At 73.3% G+C, this 19,579-nt stretch carries 16 protein-coding genes; 7 read left to right on the top strand and 9 right to left on the bottom strand.

What is annotated here, in order from left to right:
* Positions 1-327: 327 nt before the first annotated feature.
* The 3 genes from crtI to ACGFR9_RS08200 are packed head-to-tail and all read left to right on the top strand — an operon-like array spanning position 328 to position 3,862.
* The gene (gene crtI / locus ACGFR9_RS08210) at positions 328-1,857 is read left to right on the top strand and encodes a phytoene desaturase family protein (protein ID WP_393204128.1); all 1,530 of its coding nucleotides are present in this window, start codon (positions 328-330) and stop codon (positions 1,855-1,857) included.
* Positions 1,854-2,855: a phytoene/squalene synthase family protein gene (locus tag ACGFR9_RS08205; protein WP_393204126.1), complete on the top strand. Its 1,002-nt coding sequence runs from the start codon at positions 1,854-1,856 to the stop codon at positions 2,853-2,855. The genes crtI and ACGFR9_RS08205 overlap by 4 nt, the downstream gene beginning before the upstream one ends.
* Positions 2,852-3,862, top strand: coding sequence for a DUF5914 domain-containing protein (locus tag ACGFR9_RS08200; RefSeq protein WP_393204124.1), 1,011 nt, complete (start codon positions 2,852-2,854; stop codon positions 3,860-3,862). Before ACGFR9_RS08205 ends, ACGFR9_RS08200 begins: the two co-directional genes overlap by 4 nt.
* A 10-nt stretch (positions 3,863-3,872) precedes the next feature.
* On the opposite strand, the gene ACGFR9_RS08195 is transcribed toward ACGFR9_RS08200, so the two are convergent.
* From ACGFR9_RS08195 to ACGFR9_RS08175, 5 genes are all read right to left on the bottom strand, one after another.
* Entirely contained in the window at positions 3,873-4,754 is an 882-nt protein-coding gene (locus tag ACGFR9_RS08195; RefSeq protein WP_393204122.1) for an SDR family oxidoreductase, read from the bottom strand.
* A complete protein-coding gene (locus ACGFR9_RS08190; protein ID WP_393204120.1) occupies positions 4,751-5,212 on the bottom strand; it encodes a hypothetical protein in 462 nt (153 codons plus the stop codon). The genes ACGFR9_RS08195 and ACGFR9_RS08190 overlap by 4 nt, the downstream gene beginning before the upstream one ends.
* Positions 5,213-5,255: 43 nt before the next feature.
* Positions 5,256-6,902 (bottom strand): phytoene desaturase family protein, encoded by a 1,647-nt coding sequence (locus tag ACGFR9_RS08185; protein ID WP_393204118.1) that lies wholly within the window; start codon positions 6,900-6,902, stop codon positions 5,256-5,258.
* The gene (locus ACGFR9_RS08180) at positions 6,895-7,407 is read right to left on the bottom strand and encodes an SRPBCC family protein (RefSeq protein WP_393204116.1); all 513 of its coding nucleotides are present in this window, start codon (positions 7,405-7,407) and stop codon (positions 6,895-6,897) included. Before ACGFR9_RS08180 ends, ACGFR9_RS08185 begins: the two co-directional genes overlap by 8 nt.
* A 354-nt stretch (positions 7,408-7,761) precedes the next feature.
* Complete coding sequence (locus tag ACGFR9_RS08175) at positions 7,762-8,028, bottom strand: hypothetical protein (protein ID WP_393204114.1); 267 nt, start codon at positions 8,026-8,028, stop codon at positions 7,762-7,764.
* A 110-nt stretch (positions 8,029-8,138) separates the two neighbouring features.
* Between ACGFR9_RS08175 and ACGFR9_RS08170 the strand changes: the two genes are divergently transcribed.
* Entirely contained in the window at positions 8,139-8,831 is a 693-nt protein-coding gene (locus tag ACGFR9_RS08170) for a GAF and ANTAR domain-containing protein (protein WP_393204112.1), read from the top strand.
* A gap of 18 nt (positions 8,832-8,849) precedes the next feature.
* On the opposite strand, the gene ACGFR9_RS08165 is transcribed toward ACGFR9_RS08170, so the two are convergent.
* Complete coding sequence (locus ACGFR9_RS08165) at positions 8,850-9,431, bottom strand: hypothetical protein (protein ID WP_393204110.1); 582 nt, start codon at positions 9,429-9,431, stop codon at positions 8,850-8,852.
* 153 nt (positions 9,432-9,584) lie between these two features.
* On the opposite strand from ACGFR9_RS08165, the gene ACGFR9_RS08160 reads away from it, so the two are divergent.
* Together ACGFR9_RS08160 and ACGFR9_RS08155 are read left to right on the top strand one after the other, a co-directional pair.
* Positions 9,585-12,152 (top strand): SpoIIE family protein phosphatase, encoded by a 2,568-nt coding sequence (locus tag ACGFR9_RS08160; protein ID WP_393204108.1) that lies wholly within the window; start codon positions 9,585-9,587, stop codon positions 12,150-12,152.
* Positions 12,153-12,339: 187 nt separating this feature from the next.
* Positions 12,340-14,547, top strand: coding sequence for an MMPL family transporter (locus ACGFR9_RS08155; RefSeq protein WP_393204106.1), 2,208 nt, complete (start codon positions 12,340-12,342; stop codon positions 14,545-14,547).
* A gap of 54 nt (positions 14,548-14,601) precedes the next feature.
* Here the strand turns inward: ACGFR9_RS08155 and ACGFR9_RS08150 are convergent, their stop codons facing one another.
* The 3 genes from ACGFR9_RS08150 to ACGFR9_RS08140 all read right to left on the bottom strand — a co-directional run bounded on the left by ACGFR9_RS08150 (position 14,602) and on the right by ACGFR9_RS08140 (position 18,371).
* Positions 14,602-16,605, bottom strand: coding sequence for a DUF1996 domain-containing protein (locus ACGFR9_RS08150; RefSeq protein ID WP_393205176.1), 2,004 nt, complete (start codon positions 16,603-16,605; stop codon positions 14,602-14,604).
* A 277-nt stretch (positions 16,606-16,882) separates the two neighbouring features.
* Positions 16,883-17,557, bottom strand: coding sequence for a lytic polysaccharide monooxygenase (locus ACGFR9_RS08145; protein WP_393204104.1), 675 nt, complete (start codon positions 17,555-17,557; stop codon positions 16,883-16,885).
* A gap of 181 nt (positions 17,558-17,738) precedes the next feature.
* Positions 17,739-18,371 carry a GNAT family N-acetyltransferase gene (locus ACGFR9_RS08140; protein ID WP_393204102.1) on the bottom strand — a complete coding sequence of 211 codons (633 nt, stop codon included), beginning with the start codon at positions 18,369-18,371 and terminating at the stop codon, positions 17,739-17,741.
* A 102-nt stretch (positions 18,372-18,473) separates the two neighbouring features.
* Between ACGFR9_RS08140 and ACGFR9_RS08135 the strand changes: the two genes are divergently transcribed.
* The gene (locus ACGFR9_RS08135) at positions 18,474-19,577 is read left to right on the top strand and encodes a YihY/virulence factor BrkB family protein (protein WP_393204100.1); all 1,104 of its coding nucleotides are present in this window, start codon (positions 18,474-18,476) and stop codon (positions 19,575-19,577) included.
* Positions 19,578-19,579 lie beyond the last annotated feature (2 nt).

Below are 19,579 nucleotides of genomic sequence, written 5' to 3'. Positions count from 1 at the left end.
GCGCGGAGCGCGTCCGGGGGTCGCCGGAGGGGCGCCCGCACCCGACGGGCCGTCCGCCGGGGCGGGCACGACGGAGGGGGCAGGGGGAGGTCCCTCCGGCGCCGGGAGCCGCACTCCCGCGGCGACCGGCGCACGGCCTCGTCGCGTCACCCTCCCCGCGCCCTCGCCGGCCAGGACCGGGCGGCATTCCGTGACCGCCTTGTACGACGGGCCGTCGGCCGGGGCGAATCCGGTCGGGAGCCGGGTCGCCGGGTCGGGCGGGGCGGCGGCGGGAGGGGCCGGTGGTTGTCGTGGTGCGGGTTCCGTGCCCGGCGAGGGGGACGGTCGGTGAGCCGCCGGGTCCCGGGGCGGACGGATCATGTCGTGGTCGTCGGGGCCGGGCTGGCCGGGCTGTCGGCGGCGCTGCATCTGCTGGGCGCCGGCCGGCGGGTGACCGTCGTCGAGCGGGACGCCGCGCCCGGCGGGCGTGCCGGGCGCATGCTGCTCGACGGGTACCGGATCGACACCGGCCCCACCGTGCTGACCATGCCCGACCTGGCCGACGAGCCGTTCGCCGCGGTCGGCGACAGTCTCCGCGAGCGGGTGGAACTGATCCCGCTGCACCCCGCGTATCGGGCCGGCTTCGCCGACGGCAGCAGCCTCGACGTGCACACCGGGGCCGAGGCGATGGCCGCGGAGGTGGAGCGGTTCGCCGGTGCCCGTGAGGCGGCGGGCTATGTGCGGCTGCGCGACTGGCTGGAACGGCTGCACCGCGCCCAGACGCGCCGTTTCATCGACGCCAACTTCGACTCGCCCCTCGGTCTGCTCGGCGCCGACCTCGTACGGCTGGCGGCGCTCGGCGGTTTCGGGCGGCTGGACGCGCGCGTGGGGCGGTTCCTGCGCGACGAGCGGCTGCGCAGGGTCTTCACCTTCCAGGCCCTGTACGCCGGTGTCCCGCCGGCCCGCGCGCTGGCCGCGTACGCCGTCATCGCCTACATGGACACGGTCGCCGGTGTGTACTTCCCGCGCGGCGGGATGCACGCGCTGCCCCGGGCCATGGCGGACGCCGCCGCCGGCGCGGGCGCCGATCTCCGGTTCGGCCACGAGGTGACCCGCCTGGAACGCTCCGGCGACCGGATCACCGCCGTCGTCACCGACCGGGGCCGCGTCCCCTGCGACGCGCTCGTGCTCACCCCGGACCTGCCCGTCGCCTACGCGCTCCTCGGCCGCCGGCCCCGCCGCCCGGTACGGCTGCGGCACTCCCCCTCCGCGGTCGTGCTGCACCTGGGCACCGACCGGACCTGGCCGCAGCTGGCGCACCACACCCTCTCCTTCGGCGCCGCCTGGCACGGCACCTTCGACGAGCTCACCCGTACCGGACGGCTGATGAGCGACCCGTCGCTGCTCATCACCCGGCCCACCGCCACCGACCCCTCCCTCGCCCCGCCGGGGCGTCATCTGCACTACGTCCTCGCGCCCTGCCCCAACACCGACATCGGTCCGGGCCCGGCCGCCTGGACGGACCTGGCGCCGGGCTACCGGGACGCGCTGCTGCGGGAGCTGGAGCGGCGCGGCCTCGCCGGGCTCGGGGCCGCCGTCGAGGCGGAGTGCGTGGTGACCCCCGCCGACTGGCACGCGCAGGGGCACGCGGCCGGTACGCCGTTCGCCACGGCCCACACCTTCACCCAGACGGGACCGTTCCGGCCCCGCAATCTGGTCCGCGGCACCGAGAACGCCGTACTCGCCGGCTGTGGCACCACCCCCGGTGTCGGCGTGCCGACCGTGCTGCTGTCCGGGAAGCTGGCCGCGGCACGGATCACCGGCGGCCCGCGACCGCCGCGCCGCCCACTCACCCCCACGCAGGAGGCCGCCGTATGACCGACCGTGAACTCGACGCGGCCGGCGTCACCGATCCGGCGCTGCGCGAGGCCTACCGCCACTGCCGCGCGCTCAACGCCCGGCACGGCAGGACGTACTTCCTCGCCACCCGGCTGCTGCCGGTCGAACGGCGGCCCGCCGTGCACGCCCTGTACGGCTTCGCCCGCTGGGCCGACGACATCGTCGACGCGCTCGGCACGGGGGCGGGCACCGCGCGCCGGGACACCGAACTGTCGGCGCTCCGGCGGGAACTGGACCGGGGTCTGCGGGACGGCGACAGCGACGAGCCCGTGGTGCGCGCGGTCGCCGACACGGCACACCGGTACGGCATCGACCACGGGCACTTCACCGACTTCATGACGGCCATGCGCTCCGACCTGGTGGTCACCGACTACGCCGACTACGCCGGTCTGCGCCGCTACATGCACGGCTCGGCGGCGGTCATCGGACTGCAGATGCTGCCCGTCCTCGGCACGGTCGTCCCGCGCCAGACGGCCGCCCCGCACGCCGCCGCCCTCGGGGTCGCCTTCCAGCTGACCAACTTCCTGCGGGACGTGGGCGAGGACCTCGACCGGGGCCGGGTGTACCTGCCCGCGGACCTGCTCGCCGCGCACGGCGCCCACCGGGCACTGCTGCGCTGGTGCCGGGACACGGGCCGCCGCGACCGGCGCGTCACCTCCGCGCTGAAGGAGTTCGGGGCACTCACGCGCGGTGTGTACCGGGAGGCGGCACCGGGGCTGGCGATGCTCGACCCGGTGTCCCGGCCGTGCATCCGCGCGGCGTTCGTGCTGTACGGCTCGATCCTGGACGCGGTGGCGCGCGACGGCTGGTCGGTGCTCCACCGGCGGGCGGTGGTGCCGCGCCGGCACCGTGCCGTGGTGGCCGCGGACGGCCTCGCGCGGGTGGCCGCCGCGCGGGTGCGGGCCCACGGCGGCGGCCGGCGTCCGGACGTCCTGCCGTCCCGCCCGTGCCCGCCGGTTCCCGAGGTGGTCGTGTGAGCACCGGGCGGCGGCGCCTGCCGCTGTCCGTGCGCGGACACGCGGTGCCGTGGGAACGGCAGTCCCCCACCTGGCGCGAGGCCCGGCCGGCCCTGATCGCCGGGGCACTGGAACGGGCCCGGGCGCGTCCGTCCGGGAACTGGTACGTCGTCGGCGCCTCCCGCGCCGTACGCGACGACCGTCCGCTGGCGCGGACCGTGGCGGGACGGGAGGTGGTGCTGTGGCGGGACGCGGCGGGCCGCCCGGTCGCCGGGCCCGGGATCTGCCCGCATCTGGGAGCGCCCCTGGGGGACGGCCGCGTGCGCTGCGGCACCCTGGTGTGCCGCTGGCACGGACTCGCCCTGGACGGCGGGTCCTTCGCCGGCTGGGAGCCGTTCCCGGCGTACGACGACGGCGTGCTGTTGTGGGTGCGGCTGGACGCGGCGGGCGGCGAACCGCCGCTGGACGCGCCGGTGGTGCCGCTGCGGCCGGCCCGGGGGCGTGCCCTGACGGCCGTCCACACGACGGTGGGGGTGTGCGAGCCCGAGGACGTGGTGGCCAACCGGCTGGACCCCTGGCACGGGGCCTGGCTGCACCCGTACTCGTTCGTCGATCTCACGGTGACGGGCACTCCGGACGGCGTGGCCAGCGGGGACGGCTCGGAGGACGGCTTCACCGTGGACGTGTCGTTCAAGGTGGCGGGCCGGCTGGTGGTGCCGGTCCGCGCGGTGTTCACCGCTCCCGAGCCGCGCACCGTCGTCATGCACATCACCGAGGGGGAGGGTGCGGGGTCGGTCGTCGAGTCGCACGCCACTCCGCTGGGGTCCGACGACCGCGGACGGCCCCGTACGGCGGTCGTCGAGGCGGTGGTGGCGGCGTCCGGCCGTCCGGGGTTCGCCCTGGCGCGGGGGGCCGCGCCGCTGCTGCGTCCGCTCGTACGGGCCGTGGCGGGGCGGCTGTGGCGCGACGACCTGGCCTATGCGGAGCGCCGTTGGTCGCTGCGGTCCACGGGGCGTTTCCCGGGCTGACCGGCCGGTGTCAGGGGCGCGTGGGGCGCCCCGCCAGGTCGGCGGCGCCGCCGGCGCCGAGGAGCCCGGTGTGCCGCAGGGGGTCCTCGGCCTCCAGGCGGGCCAGCTCCCGGCGGGACACGCGCAGGACGACCGGGGGCAGCGCGGCGCGCGCCGCCTGGGCCAGACGCAGCCAGCGGGGCACGTAGACGGCCGTGCTGCGGTGCTCCACCCCGGCGCCGAGCCGGGCTGCGACGCGGTCCGCCGGGTACAGGCGCCGGGCCGGCGGTGGCATGTGCCCGCGCAGCTCGCGCAGGACCGGATGGCGGTCGGCGTCCCGGATCATGTCGGTGTCGGTCCAGTTCACATAGCCGATCCCGACGGCGACGCCGTGGTGTGCCACTTCGGCGCGCAAGGAGTGGGCGAAGGCCTCCACGCCCGCCTTGGAGGCGCAGTAGGCGCTCATCATCGGGGCGGCGCCGATCGAGGCCAGCGAGGCGACCTGGAGGTAGTAGCCCTGCGTCGCCATCAGGTCCGGCAGGAAGGCGCGGGCGGTGGCCGCGCTGCCCGTCAGGTTGACGTCGATCACGCGTCGCCACACGGCGGGGTCCGAGGTGACGAAGGGACCGCCCTCCGCGACGCCGGCGTTGGCCACCACGGCGGAGGGGGTACCGAGGTGTGCGCCGATCTCCACGGCTGCCCGCTCCAGCGCGGCCTCGTCGGTGATGTCGAGTTCGCACACCCGGGCCGGGGTGGGCAGACCGTCCGCCACCGCGGCCAGCAGGGGTCCCTCGTGGCCGAGCAGCGCGATCCTGGCACCGCGCCGGGCGAGGTCGCGGGCCAGGGCCGCGCCGATACCGCGGGCGGCGCCCGTGATCACGACGGTACGGTCACGCAGCGGGCCGCCGCTCATCCCCGGCTCCCCTCGCCGGGCCCGGGCCGGGCGGTGTGGTCGGGGTGGCCGACGGTCCGGCGGGCCTCCTTCATCTCGGCCTCGTGGAGATGCTCCCGGCCTTCGGCGAGTTCCTCGACTGCGGCCCGTTCGATCTCCTTGAACGGCTCGTAGTAGGTGGCGTCGTAGTCCTCGACGATCTGGAACGTCCAGCGTCCGGGGATGACGTTGCGGCCCAGGACCTGGGTGCGTACCGTCTCCGCCCAGTCCGGATGGCCGGCCTCCGTCAGCAGTTCGACGGCGCGGTCGAGTTCGAGGTCGGCGGTGCCGGTGAGCTGGTGGAAGCCGTAGAGGTGGCCGCGGGCGCGCTCGGTCGTCTCCAGTGCCTTCGACAGGGAGCCGAGCGCCGCGACCGTCGTGTCGCCGACGCCCTCGGGGCGCCGGTGGGCGAGGTCGGGGCCGTCGTCGGGTGGGGTCATCGTCTCGCCTCCGCCGGGGATCGAGGGGGTCGTCGGACATCGGTCATGTGCTGCCGCCGTCGTACGTGCCGGGTCGTCTGCGGCCGGTGCGGTCGCGGCGGGCCAGCAGCCGCTGGGTGCCCGCCAGGACCGGCGCGAACGGCCGGCGCAGCGCGGCCCGTGCGGCGTTGGCGCCCGGTGCGCCGTGCACACCACCGCCGGGGTGGGCGCCGGCGGACGCCAGGTAGAGGCCCTTGACATGGGTCTCGGGGCGCCCGGTACCGGGGAGCGGGCGGAAGAGCAGTTGCTGGTGCATGGCCGCCGTGCCGCCGTTGATGGCGCCGCCGTGCAGATTGCGGTCGAGGGCCTGGAGGGTGGGCGGCGCGAGGACGCGCCGGGCCCGCACCCGTGCCCGGAAGCCGGGCGCGAAGCGTTCCACCTGGCGCTCCACACGGTCGGCCATCAGTTCCCGCTCCCTGGCGTCCCAGCCGCCGGTGAGGGACTCGCCGCCGGCGTCGCCGGTGACGTCGTGGGGCACATGGGTGTAGGCCCACGCGGACTCGGTGCCGCGGGGGGAGCGGGACGGGTCGGCGGTGGTCATCTGGCCGAAGAGGCAGAACGGGCGGTCCGGGACGCTGCCGGTGGCGAGCTGGGCGGCGAAGCGGGTGAGTTCGTCGAGGCCGTCCGAGAGATGGACGGTTCCGGCGCCCGCGGCCTGCTCGCACCGCCAGGGCACCGGGCCGTCCAGCGCCCAGTCGACCTTGAAGGTGGCGAAGTCCCACTGGAAGCGCCGTACGTCGGACAGCAGCTGGGCGGGGACGTCGTCCGGACCGAGGAGTTCGCGGTACAGGGCGGGCACCGCCACGTCCGCGAGGACGGCACGGCGGGCCCGGACCGTGTCGCCGCCCGCCGTGCGCACTCCGGCCGCCCTTCCGTCGCGTACCAGGATCCGGTCGACGCGTGTGTCGCAGCGCAGCACGCCGCCGCGTGCGCGCAGGCGGCGCGTCAGGGCCTCGGTGAGGGCTCCGGCGCCGCCGGCCGGGACGGGGAAGCCGTACGTCTGTGCGAGCATCGACATCAGCCAGCCGAAGCCTCCGCTGCCGGCGGCCTCCGGGGCGAGGTCGGCGTGGAGCGCGTTGCCGGCCAGGAGCAGTCCTCCGCCCTCGCCGCGGAACTCCTCCTCCCCCAGCCGGCGTACCGGCAGGACGAGGGTGCGCGCCATCCGCAGCCCGCCGGTGCCGCGCAGCCGGACGGCCAGCCGGGCCGCGGGCCGCACCGGCGGGAAGGGGGTGAACAGGGCGTCGACGAGGGCCGGCCGCAGGGTCTCCCACACCTCGTGCAGCCGGCGCCAGGCGGCACCGTCGCCCGGTGCGAAGGCCTCCAGGGAGTCGGCGGTGGCGTCGATACGGCGGTCGAGGACCGCGCACCTGCCGTCGGTCAGCGGGTGGGCGAGGACCTGCGGGGCGTGGCTCCAGCGCAGCCCGTGTTCCTCCAGGCGCAGACCGGCGAGGACCGGGGAGGCGGCGGCGAGGGGGTAGAAGGAGCTGCAGAGGTCGCTGACGAAGCCGGGCTCGACGCCCCGGTCGTGCCGTACGGCGCCGCCGGGGACGGGCTGTTCCTCCAGCACCTCGACGCTCCAGCCGGCGTCGGCGAGGAGATTGGCCGCGACGAGTCCGTTGGGGCCGGCGCCTATGACCACGGCGTCAGGCACGGGGGCCTCCGCCGTCGGGGGCGGGGTCGGTGGAGACGACCTGGCCCAGTGTGCGGTGGTGTTCGGCCTCGGCTTCCTGGGTTTCGCAGAGGGTGGCCAGCCTGGCGAGCATGGCTCGGTGGCGGAGCTGGATCAGGGCCTCCACGGCGACGTTGTGCACCAGGCCGCCGGCGCCGCGCAGGGGGTGTTCGTCGACGATCACCAGGCAGTGGTCGCCCCAGGGGCGCAGCTCGATGGCTATGCGGGCGGTGCCGAGGGGGCCGGCCTTGGCCTCCAGTTCGAGGATCTCGCCCTGGACGCAGCGGCGGACGACGGTCTCGTTGGTGAGGCTCAGGGGGCCTAGGCGGACCTCGAAGCCGATCGCCGAGCCGAGGCTGGGCCAGTGTCCGTGGACGGGTTTCGAGGTCGCTGTGCCTACGACCCATTCCGCGTAGCGGGTGCCGTCCTCGAGGACGGACCAGACGGTGTGCGGGGGTGTGCGGATCAGACGATGGCGGACCGCCACGTCGGCCTCCCGGGGCGGTGGGGGGTGTCGGTGAGCACTGAGTGCCCCATCTGACGGGGGTCAACCCGGGGTGCCCCCTGGTGCCCCGCTTTGGGGTGCCGTGTGTGAGGGCGGGCGTTGCCCGGCGTGGCGGCCGGCCGGGGTGTTCGCGCGGCCCGGCGCTTGCGGGGTGCTCCGCGTGGGGGTGGACCGGGGGGTGCTCGCGCGGCCCGGCGCTTGCGGGGTGCCGTCGCGCCCACCCGTGCCGCCCCAGCGGCACGACTGCCCGCGGGAACGGACGGTGCGGGGGTCGGTTCGCCGCCCCAGCGGCACGACTGCCCGCGGGAGGGTGGGGCTGGGGCCCCGCGGTGGGGGTTAGGGGAGGTCGCCGTGCCAGTCGTAGGTGCGGGAGGTTGGGGTGCGGGGGGTGTAGTGGGTGTGGGCGCCCGGGCCGTAGTGGCCTATTTCCGTGGGGAGCGTCACGCCGTGGCGGAGGTCCTGTTCGGGAAGGTCCGTGATGTCCAGGAGGAGGCCGTCCAGGGGGCCGCCGGACAGTTCCGCATAGGTGCGGTCGTCGCGCGGGGACGGGTCGTCGTGGTCCGCGCCGTAGACCCTGCCGCGCATGAACTCCAGTTCGTCCATACCGGCAGGGTGACATCCCCCACTGACAACGGCGGCATGGACAGGTGCCGCGGGGGCAGGCATGCCACGATGGGCGGTGGCGGCCGGCGGCGTGGACCGGGAGGCGGAGCGTGGACTGGCGGTACTTCGCGCAGCAGATGGCCTCCATGGCCCGTGACCTGCTGGCCGAGCACACCCTCGACTCCACCCTGGAACAGATCACGGGTTCGACGGTGGAGCTCGTCGACGGCTGTGACGCCGCCGGAATCCTGGTACTGCGGGGGGACCGGGTGACTTCGCTGGCGCCCACCGAGCAACTGGTGAACGACAGCGACCGTCTCCAGGAGCGCCTGCGCGAAGGCCCCTGCTTCGACGCGGCCCGGCCCGACCGCGCCGAACGCGTGTTCCGCATTCCCGACTTCACCGAGCCCGCCGAACGCTGGCCCTCCTTCGTGCCCCACTGCCGGGAACTCGGCGTGGGCAGCATGATGGGCTTCCTGCTGTACACGCGGGAGGAGGAGCTGGGTGCCCTCAACGTGTACTCCCGCAAGCCCGGGATGTTCACCGAGGACAGCGAGACGGCCGGCTGGCTGCTGGCCTCCCACGCGGCGGTCGCCTTCTCCAGCGCCCGCACCGACGAACAGCTCCAGGAGGCCATCGCCACGCGGCATCTCATCGGCGAGGCGATGGGCATCCTGATGGGCCGCCACCATGTGACGGAGGACCAGGCCTTCGACCTGCTGCGCACCCACTCCCAGCGCTCCAACACCAAGCTGCGCGAGGTGGCGCGCCGGGTCCGCGACACGGGCACCCTGAAGGAGTGACCGCGCGGCGGCGGACGGTCAGCGGCCGCCGGTCCAGTCGTGGGCGACGTCGATCACGAGATGGCCGTCGAGCTGCAGCACCCGGAACGGCAGCCGCGCGCGCACCCCGAGCCCGATCTGGGTCTCGCCCTCGAAGCTGCCCGCGAACCGCGCGTCCCGGAACGTGCGGTACCCGGTGAGGTCCACGCCGGGCAGGGTGCCTCCGGCGCGCGCCGGGTAGGTGGACTCGCCGGTCTCGGGGGCGTAGGCGGGCGCGGCCACCCGGACCTCGAGGACGACGCCGCCCGCGACGGGGATGTGCCGGCCCGATCCGTCCTGGTGGAGCCGGTCGACGTACTGGACGGAGTAGCCGATCGCACCGCGCTCGGCGCCGGGCAGGTCGACGACCATGCGGTCGTAGCAGTCGTGCCGCCCGGTCCTGATGTCCCGTACCGGCGTGGTCGTACTGTCGGAGTCCGTCCTGGGCAGGCTGCCCCAGCCGGTGGGGCAGGCCGTGGCCCCGGCCGCCGCCACCGGGGCGGCGACCGCCGGGACGGCCGCCGTGGTCAGCGTGGCGCCCACGAGTACGAGAGTCGCGCAGATCATTCGCTTTTGTAGCATTTTCAGCCCCCTGGGCTCGCATCCTTCTGCTATGGGGTGAGACGACCGGGATGCCCGTAAGGTTGCGGCCCCACGTCGCCGGACCGCCCGGCATGGCACATCCTGGTGGTGAGCGAACGAACGTCCCGTGTGTCCGCACCGGGAGGGCGCGACATGGATGATGCAGCCGCCGAACCGCGCGGGGAGTGGCCGGCGGGCGTGCTCGGCACCGGCACGGATCCGGACGAGCTGAGGACCGTGCACCCGGCCGCCCGTATCGAGGACGTCATCGCGGAGCCGGTGGTGGCCGCGGTCCGGGACGTCGGCGGTTACGGCGGGCTGGTGTATCTGCGTTCCCCGGACCGGCGCTCGCTGGTGCTGTGCGTGGTGGCCGGGGTCCCCCGGTCGCTGCTGATGCCGTGGTGGCGCGTGCCGGTGGGCGGCGCGCTGCCCATGTCGGAGGCGTACCGCAGGAGCGAGAGTCTGTGGCTGCCGGACCAGCGGGCCATGATGCTGCGCTTCCCGCAGTTCACGGCGGCGCTGCCGTACCCGTTCGGCTCCGCCTTCCACCCGGTGCGTGTCGACGGGGAGCCCGTGGGTGTCCTGTGCGTGCTGCGTTCGGCCGCCCGGGAGCCGGTGGACGAGCAGGTGGTGCGGGCGGCGCTGCACGACGCGGGGCGGGACCTGGAGGCGCGGCTCACCGGATTCGCCCGCCGGATGCCCGGCAGGGAGGGCGCGGACGCGGTGGCGTACGGCATCGACTACGACGACCAGCCGGTCAGCGTACGGCTGCCCACACCGCCCGCACGGGCCGTGGCGGTCGGCATGGTCGAGTGGGACCTGGACAGCGACCGCTGGTCCGGGGACGACGACGCCCTGTCCCTCCTGGGCGTGGCCCGGGAGGAGTTCGGCGGCACGATGGCGGAGGTCGAGGACCGGGTCTGCCCCGACGACCTGTACGAACTGCGGGCGACCCGGCGGGAGGCGGCGGACACCGGACAGGTCAGATCCCGGCACTTCAGGGTGCTGGAGGAGCCCCAGGACGACGGACGGGTCCGCTACCGTCCGGTCGAACTGTGGGGACATGTCGTACGCGCGGAGGGGGCCACCCGGCTGCTGGTGGGCGCCCTCGTCGACGCGGCCGGCGGGATCGTCGCGGCGGAGGCCGCCGAGCGGCTGCCGGACGGTGTGTTCTCCCTCGACCAGGACGGCCGGGTCGTCTACGCCAACCGCCGCTGCCAGCAGCTGCTGGGCTGCGAACTGGAACGCATGCTGGGCCACTATCCGTGGGAGGTGCTCACCTGGCTGCGCGATCCGGCGTACGAGGACCGCTACCGGGCGGCGATGCTGTCGCAGGAGCCGGTGTCGTACCTGGTGCAGGACCCGGAGGACGTCTGGCTGGGGTTCGTGCTCTATCCCGGGGTGCACGGGCTGACCGGCAGGGTGTTCCGTACCAGCGCCCCCGTCGGGGCCGAGCGGGGCCGGCCCCTGGCGCCGCCCGGCGGGGAGAACGCGGCGCCGCCCTCGGATGTGGTCGCGACGGCCCGCGCGGGAGCCCTGTACCACGTCGTGCAGATGGCCAGCGTGCTGACCGAGGCCGTCACGGTCAGGGATGTGTGCACGGCCGTCGCGGAGCAGTTGCTGCCCGCGTTCGGCGCGCAGGAGATCGCCCTCTACACGATCCGTGACGACCGGATGTACCTGCTGTGGGAGTCCGGCTACCAGGAGCACTTCCTCGACAGTTTCGAAGGGGTGCCGCTCAACGCGAACCTGCCCGGCGTGCACGCCCTGACCACCCGGCTCCCGCTCTTCTTCGAGTCCCCGGAAGCGCTCGTCAACGCCTATCCGCAGCTTCTCCTGGACCCGATGAGCGCCTGGGCGTTCCTGCCGCTGATCGCCTCCGGCCATCCGATCGGCTCCTGCATCCTCGGCTGGAACGCGCCCCACCGGTTCACTCCGGAGGAGCGCACCGCGCTGACCGCGCTGGGCGGGCTGACCGCGCAGGCGATGGAGCGCGCGCGGCTCTACGACGCCGAGTCGGCCGTGGCGCGCGGGCTGCAGGAGGGACTGCTGCCGCGCCGGCTGCCCGTCATCGACCGCATCCTGACCACCGGCCGCTATCTGCCCGGCACCCAGGGCATGGCCATCGGAGGCGACTGGTACGACGTGATCAGGACCGGGCGCGGGGTGGCGCTGGTCATCGGTGACGTCGAGGGGCACAGCGTGGGTGCGGCGGCCGTCATGGGGCAACTGCGCAGCGCGGTGCAGGCCTTCGCCGCGAGCGGGCGGCCGCCGGAGGAGGTCATCACCCACACCAACCGGCTGCTGGCGGAGCTGGAGACGGATCTCTTCGCCACCTGCTGCTACATCGAGCTCGATCCGTCGAGTGGGCGCGCGCTGGCGGTGCGGGCGGGGCATCCGCCGCCCTTGCTGCGGCATCCGGACGGGCACACGGAGACTCTGGAGCTGGAGGGCGGGGTGCTGTTGGGGGTACAGGCGGGGGCGGAGTATCCGGTCACGGCCCTGACGCTGGCGCCGGGGAGTGTCATCGCGTTGTACACGGACGGGCTGGTGGAGACGCCCGGTGGTGAGATCGGGACGGGGATCGAGGTGATCCGGCGGTGTCTGGCGCGTGGGCCGTCGGATTCGGTCGAGTCCCTCGCGGACCTGCTGATCAAAACGGCCCGCCGGACGGAGGACCGCCCGGACGACGTGGCGTTGCTGCTGACGGCGTACCACTAGTGTCCTCGCCCCCGCCGCCTCAGGAGCGGGGGTCCGGGGGCAGCGCCCCCCGGGGGACGGGAACGGGAAGGGGCGGCGGGGGCGAAGGAGACATCCCACCGTACGAGGCCGAGGTGCCGGGTCAACGGTGCGCATCTGTAATGAAGGGGTGCCGGGATCCGCCCGGCCGGGCAGAGGAGACGCGCCCATGCCACCTGGTGCCCTGCGCCGCCTGGGCGAATGGTGCGCCCGCCACTTCGTGATCGTGGTCATCACCTGGCTGGTCGCCCTCCTCGCCCTGCAGATCCTCAGCCGCACCACCGGCGGCACGTACTCCGACAACTTCACCCTCTCGGACTCACAGTCCCAGAAGGGCATCGAGGTCCTCCAGCGGCACGACCCCCAGGCCGGCGGCTACAGCAGCCAGATCGTCCTGCACGACGACCAGCAGCAGCTCACCGCGTTCGACGACCAGATGTCGACCACCGTCACCGACCTGGAAAAGCTCCCGCACGTCCTGTCCGCACAGAACCCGCTCTCCGGGGACCAGCCCCCGTCCCAGCCGAACGTCGGCCCGCTCTCCTCCGACAAGAAGACCGCCTACATCACCGTCCGCTTCGACGTCCAGCCCTCCACCCTCGGCGACGGCTACCTCCACGGCGTGGACGGCGCCGTACAGCCGCTGCGGAACGCCGGCGCCGAGGTCGAGTACGGCGGTCCGCTCGGCGAACTGGCCCGGCCCGCCCCGGACGACCGGGTGAGCGAGCTGATCGGCTTCGCGGTCGCGATCGTGGTCCTGCTGATCGGCTTCGGCAGTGTCCTCGCCGCCGGGATCCCGCTGCTGACGGCGCTGATCGGCGTGGTCGGCGGACTCGCCGTACTGGGGCTGCTGGCCGCGGCGTTCACCTTCGCGACGGTCTCGCCGACGCTGGCCACGATGATCGGCCTCGGTGTCGGCATCGACTACGCGCTGTTCCTGATCACCCGTTACCGGCAGGACGTGATGGACGGCAGGGATCCGGTGGGGGCCGCCGGGCACGCCACCGCGACGAGCGGGCGGTCCGTGCTCGTCTCCGGCTGCACGGTGATCATCGCACTGGCCGGTCTGTCCGTGTCGGGCGTCTCGTTCATCTCCAAGCTGGGGCTGGCCGCCGCCGTCACCGTCGTCTCCGCGGTCGCCGGCGCGCTCACCCTCGTACCTGCGCTGCTGGGTCTGATCGGCAGACGCATCGACCGCTACCGGGTGCGCCGGCCGGTGGCCGAGACCGACGCGGAGCCCGGCGCCGAACCGCGGGGCACCTGGCACCGGTACGCCCAGCGGGTGGAGCGCCGGCCATGGTCGTTCCTGGCGGCGGGCGTCGCCACCATCGCCGTCCTCGCCGTCCCGGTGTTCTCCATCCAGCTCGGCCATATCGGCGACGGCGCGGACCCCACCTCGTTCACCGACCGCCGGGCCTACGATCTGATGACCGACGCGTTCGGTCCCGGCTCCAACGGCCCGCTCACCGTCGTCGTCGACCAGTCCTCCGTACCGGACGACCAGCGCTCCGACCTGGCCTCGCAGGCGCAGAAGACGCTGGACGGCGTCCAGGGGGCGGCCGCCGTCACCCCGCTGACGGCCACGCAGGACGGGGACGTCCTGGTCGGCACGGTGTATTCGAAGGAGTCTCCACAGAGCGCGACGACCACCGACCTGGCCAACCGCCTCACCGACGACACCCTTCCGGACGCCGTACGGGGCACGGACGCCTCCACCTACGTCACCGGGACGACGGCCGCGCAGGTCGACTTCCGGGACATCGTCGCCGAACGGCTGCCGCTGATCATCGCCGTGGTGGTCGCCCTGGCCTTCCTGATCATCCTCGCCGTGTTCCGCGGCCTGCTCGTCGCCGTCAAGGCGGCCGTCCTCAACGTCCTGTCCATCACGGCCTCGTACGGCGTCGTCGTCGCCGTCTTCCAGTGGGGCTGGGGCGGGCCGGCGCTCGGGGTCTCCGGCACGGTGCCGATCGAGAGCTATGTGCCGATGATGATGTTCGCCATCATCTTCGGCCTGAGCATGGACTACGAGATCTTCCTGCTCTCCCGCGTCCACGAGGCATGGCTGCGCACGGGGGACGCGCGGGCTTCGGTGGCCCACGCGCTGGAGATCACGGCGCGGGTCATCACCTGTGCCGCGCTGATCATGGTGAGCGTGTTCGCGGCGTTCGTCGTCAGCGACAACGTCGTGGTCAAGATGCTGGGCCTGGGGCTGGCGGTCAGCGTCCTCATCGACGCCACCGTCGTACGGCTGCTGCTGGTGCCCGCCGTGATGACCCTGCTGGGGCGGCACGCCTGGTGGACGCCGCGGTGGCTGGACCGGGTACTGCCGCACATCGACGCGGAGGGGGAGAAAAACGCCAGGCGGCAGGCCCCGTGAGGGAACCTGCCGCCGTTCACGAGTCGCGGGGGACCCTGCCCCCGCCGCGGAGGATCAGGCCGCGCCGCGCCGCACGCTGCGCAGGACGAAGAAGCCGAAGATCACCAGCAGCCCGCCGATCGCGGCCGGCCAGAGCTGGGCACCGGTCTCGGCGAGGCTGCCGCCTCCGCCCTGGGCCTCGGCCTGGTTCTCGGCCTCGAGCTCGGGAAGGCTGCCGGGCACCTCGGCGGCTCCGGCCGCCTGACCGCCGTTGTCCTTGCCGCCCTTGTCGCCGTCGTCGCCGCCGTTCCCGGCCGGGGTCGAGGCCTTGACGTCCGGCTGCTCGGCGGCGGGGTCCTGCGACGGCTCTTCCTGCGCGCCGTCGCCGCCCTGGTTGCCGCCGCCGGCCTGGTCGTCGCCGCCGTTGCCCTGGTCGCCGCCGGCCTGGTCGTCGCCGCCGTTGCCCTGGTCGCCGCCGCCGTTGTTCTGGTTACCGTCGTCCTGGTTGTCGTCGCCGCCCTGGCCCGGCTGCTGCGGCTCCTCGCCCTGGTCGCCGCCGTTGTCACCACCGTTGCCGTTGCCGTTGTCGCCACCGCCGTTGCCGTTGTCACCGCCGTTGTCGCCACCGCCGTTGCCGGTGCCGGCGCCGCACTCGCGGCCCTCGTTGATGCAGTCGACCATCTCGTTCATCAGGTCCTCGTCGAAGACGTTGATGAAGTCGCCGTGGTCCGTGATCGGCTTGTGCAGCTGCTCCGGGAAGGCGTCCACCGCGAACAGTGCGGTGGTCTTGCCGCCGTCGTTCAGGCTCGGCGCGTCGACGTCGTAGACGATGCGCTGCACCAGCTGCGGCACCGGCTTGAAGCCGGACGGGCAGTTGCCGGCCGCGTCGGCGAACGCCATGTGCGTACGGTGGTTGGCGCTGTCGATGTTGCGGCCGTCCCAGCAGCTCTGGAAGTCGAAGCTGCGGACCACGTCACTGCCCTGCGGGCACAGCGGGTACTTGTCCGTCAGCTGCCGGTCCTCGAACCCGGTGCAGCTCCAGGAGGCGTTGGCGTTGGCCGGGCCGTTGACGAACGACTTGGCGTCGCCGGTGATGATGCGCAGCAGCCGCGGCATGGCCGTGACCTCGCCCTGCGGGTTGCCCACGAAGGTCAGCGTGACGTCCTTGGGCGTGACGATCTCACCGACGTTGCCCTCGATGCCGCCGCCCGGGGACTGGGCGTCCTTCTCCTCGGTGCCGTTCTGCAGTCGCAGCACGGGCCAGTAGTACGACGACTTGTCGCCCTGGTCCTCGCAGCTGGTGTCGGCCGCCGCCAGGTCGTCGTCGCTGGAGAAGGCGTTGGTGACCTGGTTGCCGATGTAGTCGTGGAAGTGGTGGGCGCCGTTGCCGACACCCGGAGCGGCGATCACGTTGTCGGAGTTGAAGATGCCGTTCGCGTTGACACCGCACTCGCTGACGAACGTGCCGCGCGAGGCCTTGCCCGACAGCTCGGGCTTGGCGACGTTGGGCTGGACGCTCTCGATGTCGACGTAGTCACCGGCGACGGGCCCATTGCCGGCCGCCCCGCCGTTCCCGCCCTGGTCCTGGTCCTGCTCCTGCTGGCCCTGATCCTGACCCGGCTGGTCCTGACCGTCGCCGGCCTGCTCGCCCTCGCCGGCCTGTTCGCCCTCACCCTCGCCCTCCTGCGGTGCGGGGGCGTTGCCGGACTCGCGCACCGCGCAGTCGGCGAGTTCCTCCAGGCCCTCGGGCCGGTCGCCGACCCGGTCGATGGCGGTCCCGATCCGGGCGAGGGTCGCGGAACGCTTCTCCTCGAGCGGCTTGGCGATCGCGTTCTCCGCGAAGGCCGGGTCCTGGCGGAGGGCGTCGGCCGACTCGCCGAGCTTCTTGTAGGCCTCCGCGATCTGCGCGTCCAGACCGGCGAGTTCCTTGTCCACCTCCGCCCGCGCCTCATCGGGGACCGCCGTCAGCTCGGTGGCGACGTCCGGACAGTCGATCGTGGCGCCCGAGAAGACCTGCGCCTGGCCGTCGCCCTGACCGCTCTCCTCCGTGGCGGAAGCGTAGACGTTGGCCGCCATCATCCCGCCGCCGCCCAGGATCAGGGCGAATGCGGCGAGAGTCGCGCGCTGTTTCGGGCGTCTGCGTGTGTTGCGTGCCAAGGCAGTACTCCTACGCTTCTGTTGCGGGGGGTGGGCAGGGGATTCCCACGCCCCATACGCAGGGGGGCCGCCGCGTGTTCAAACACCTCACGGATTCTTTTCCGAATCTCAGGAATCCCGGGCCCCACACACGCGGTCCCCGCCGGACTCGGGCGATCCGGCGGGGACTTGGGGGCGGGTGCGATGAAGTGCCGTGAATCTAGCCGAAGTTCACGTCACTGCAGAGGAAGTACGTCTGGTCCATGTGCGAGGCCTGCCAGATCGTGTAGACGATGTGGCGGCCGCTGAGGCCGGAGGTGCTCACCGGGATCGAGTAGTTCTGGCTGGGCGCGTACGAGCCGGTGCGCGCCACCTGCTGGAGGTCGTCCCAGCCCAGCTGCTCGGTGGTGGGGTCGAAGCCCTGCCGGGTGACGTAGACGAGGAAGTAGTCCGCGCCGTGGCTGGCCTGGTCGTACAGCTGGACCGTGAAATTGTCGTCCAGGTTCGTGGTCTTCCAGGCACCCACCGTGTCCAGGGAGTTGTAGCGTCCGCCCTCGGTGTGCCCGCCGCTGCACAGCTGGCCGTTGGGGATGACGGCCTGGAAGTTGCCGGCGGAGCCGTTGCGGTAGAGGCCGTTCCAGTTCCACATGGCGTTGGGGTTGTCCTGCCACGCCTGCCAGCACATCGGGTCTTCCTGCGCCATCGCCGGGTTCTGGAAGTCGCTCCCCCAGCGCTGCCAGCAGCCGTAGTTGCGGGACGCGGGGTCGATCACCGAGCCGTGGGCGACGGCGGTGCCGCTCCACGGGATCAGACAGAGCAGCAGGGCGGCGACGGCGGTCAGCGCGAGCGACAGCCGGGACCGCAACGGCAATGAGTCATGACCATGCCAAGTCATGGTGCCTTCTTTCCGCTGTGGGGGTTGTGGGGATACGGGCGCACGCTCCCACGACGTTCATGGGAGCGCTCCCAGTCCACAGGCTGCGCCCCTCGCGGCGCAGCGGCAACACGGATTCGCGCCACTTCCGTACGACTCGTGGCGTGTTCGACGCGTTTCGACAGCGGCGGGCGCCGGCTCCTCAGAGTCCGTCGAGACCGTGGGTCGTGCGGCCGAGGCAGACCACCGAGTCGTCCATCGGCACCTCGATCTCCGTGAATCCCATACGGTCGTAGAAGCCCCGGGCGGGTTTGTTGGCCGTCGCCATGACCAGGTGGACGGCCGGCACCCCCCTGTCCCTGAGGGCTTCGAGGAGGGTCCGCATCAGCCGGCGGCCGTGACCGCGTCCCTGCCAGTCGGGCAGCAGGTCGATGTGCAGATGGGCGGGCCACTCGGCCAGCTCCGGGACGATCATCCGCTCGGGGTGGTGCAGCAGCCGGGCGATGGTCTCGTCGGGGGTGGCCGGCGGGCCGGACGGCGCGGGGTGCCGGTCGGCGACGAGGGGCAGCCACGCGGCGCGGAACGCCTTGGCGAAGCGGACGGTGTCGGCGGCGCCCACGATGTACCCGACCGCCCGGCCCGTACCGTCGTCCAGCACGAAGGCCAGCTCCGGCTCCAGATGGACGTAGGGGGCCGCGAACGTGTCGGGGAAGACGGTGGGGTCGGCGTAATGGGGGCGGCTGTCCTGACCGTTGTGCGCGGTGCGGACGCAGATGTCGTCGAGGGCCGGCCGGTCCTCGCGGCGGTACGGGCGGATCCTGGGGGGCTCGGTCATGCCCCGATCCTGCATCCTTGGGAGCGCTCCCACAACCCTGTCCGGCCGATTCGGGACGTGGACCCCGGGATTGGTCCGTCGCTGTCTGGTTACCCGGCGCGCATGAAGCTGCATATCCCCGGGCGGAACAACCGGCAGAGCGCGACGGACGAGCCCCGTCCGCCCGACGCGACGCGGGAGCCCTCTCCGGGACGGGGGACCGACACGGACGCGGAGGGCGAACCCGGGCCCGGCGACGAGGTGGAGCGGGCGGCGCCCGACTCACCGGCCAAGCTGCCGAAGAGGGCGTGGGGCGCGGCGTTGAAGGGCAGTCTGCGCGAGTTCAAGGACGACGAGCTCACCGACCGGGCCGCCGCCCTGACGTACTACGGCGTGCTGGCACTGTTCCCCGCGCTGCTGGCCCTGGTGTCGATCCTGGGACTGACCGGCAGGTCCACGACGGACAAGGTGCTGGAGAACCTCCGTGAGCTCACCGCCCCCGGCGCGGCCCGCGACATCATCACCCGGGCGGTGGAACAGTTGCAGGGCAACGCGGGCGTCGGGTCGCTCGTGGCGGTCATCGGTCTGGTGCTGGCCATCTGGTCGGCGTCGGGCTATGTGGCGGCGTTCATGCGCGCGGCGAACGCGGTGTACGACATGCCGGAGGGGCGCCCGGTGTGGAAGGTGCTGCCGGTCAGGCTCGGGGTGACGGTCGCGCTCATGATCATGGCCGTGATCAGTGCGCTGATCGTGGTCTTCACGGGCGGGCTGGCCCGTCAGGCGGGCGATCTGCTCGGGCTGGGCGACACCGCGCTGACCGTGTGGTCGATCGCCAAGTGGCCGGTGCTGGTACTGCTGGTCGTGGTCATGATCGCGCTGTTGTACTGGGCGGCCCCGAACGCCAAGGTCAAGGGGTTCCGGTGGATCACTCCGGGCAGTTTCCTGGCACTGCTGATCTGGCTGCTCGCCTCCGCCGGGTTCGCCCTCTATGTCGCCAACTTCGGCTCGTACAACAAGACCTACGGCACGATGGCGGGCGTCATCGTGTTCCTGATCTGGCTGTGGATCACCAATCTGGCCATTCTGCTGGGGCTGGAGTTCGACGCGGAGATCGCCCGGCAGCGGGCCATCGCCGGGGGCCATCCGCCCGAGGCGGAGCCGTACACGCAGCCGCGTGACACCCGGGCCTGGGACGAGCAGGACCGGCGGCGTCTGGACAAGACCTGACG

This window comes from Streptomyces sp. NPDC048584 (assembly GCF_043199595.1).
GTDB classification, from domain to species: Bacteria; Actinomycetota; Actinomycetes; order Streptomycetales; family Streptomycetaceae; genus Streptomyces; species Streptomyces edwardsiae.
Note: the sequence above shows the minus strand (reverse complement) of the source record. Positions and strands in the feature narration are given on the sequence as shown.

Bases quoted from the DNA above. Each gene is read 5' to 3' on its own strand.
- ACGFR9_RS08205 (WP_393204126.1), top strand. From the start codon at position 1,854: ATGACCGACCGTGAACTCGACGCGGCCGGCGTCACCGATCCGGCGCTG.
- ACGFR9_RS08195 (WP_393204122.1), bottom strand. From the start codon at position 4,754: ATGAGCGGCGGCCCGCTGCGTGACCGTACCGTCGTGATCACGGGCGCC.
- ACGFR9_RS08190 (WP_393204120.1), bottom strand. From the start codon at position 5,212: ATGACCCCACCCGACGACGGCCCCGACCTCGCCCACCGGCGCCCCGAG.
- ACGFR9_RS08175 (WP_393204114.1), bottom strand. From the start codon at position 8,028: ATGGACGAACTGGAGTTCATGCGCGGCAGGGTCTACGGCGCGGACCAC.
- ACGFR9_RS08165 (WP_393204110.1), bottom strand. From the start codon at position 9,431: ATGCTACAAAAGCGAATGATCTGCGCGACTCTCGTACTCGTGGGCGCC.
- ACGFR9_RS08160 (WP_393204108.1), top strand. From the start codon at position 9,585: ATGGATGATGCAGCCGCCGAACCGCGCGGGGAGTGGCCGGCGGGCGTG.
- ACGFR9_RS08155 (WP_393204106.1), top strand. From the start codon at position 12,340: ATGCCACCTGGTGCCCTGCGCCGCCTGGGCGAATGGTGCGCCCGCCAC.
- ACGFR9_RS08150 (WP_393205176.1), bottom strand. From the start codon at position 16,605: ATGATGGCGGCCAACGTCTACGCTTCCGCCACGGAGGAGAGCGGTCAG.
- ACGFR9_RS08145 (WP_393204104.1), bottom strand. From the start codon at position 17,557: ATGACTTGGCATGGTCATGACTCATTGCCGTTGCGGTCCCGGCTGTCG.
- ACGFR9_RS08140 (WP_393204102.1), bottom strand. From the start codon at position 18,371: ATGACCGAGCCCCCCAGGATCCGCCCGTACCGCCGCGAGGACCGGCCG.
- ACGFR9_RS08135 (WP_393204100.1), top strand. From the start codon at position 18,474: ATGAAGCTGCATATCCCCGGGCGGAACAACCGGCAGAGCGCGACGGAC.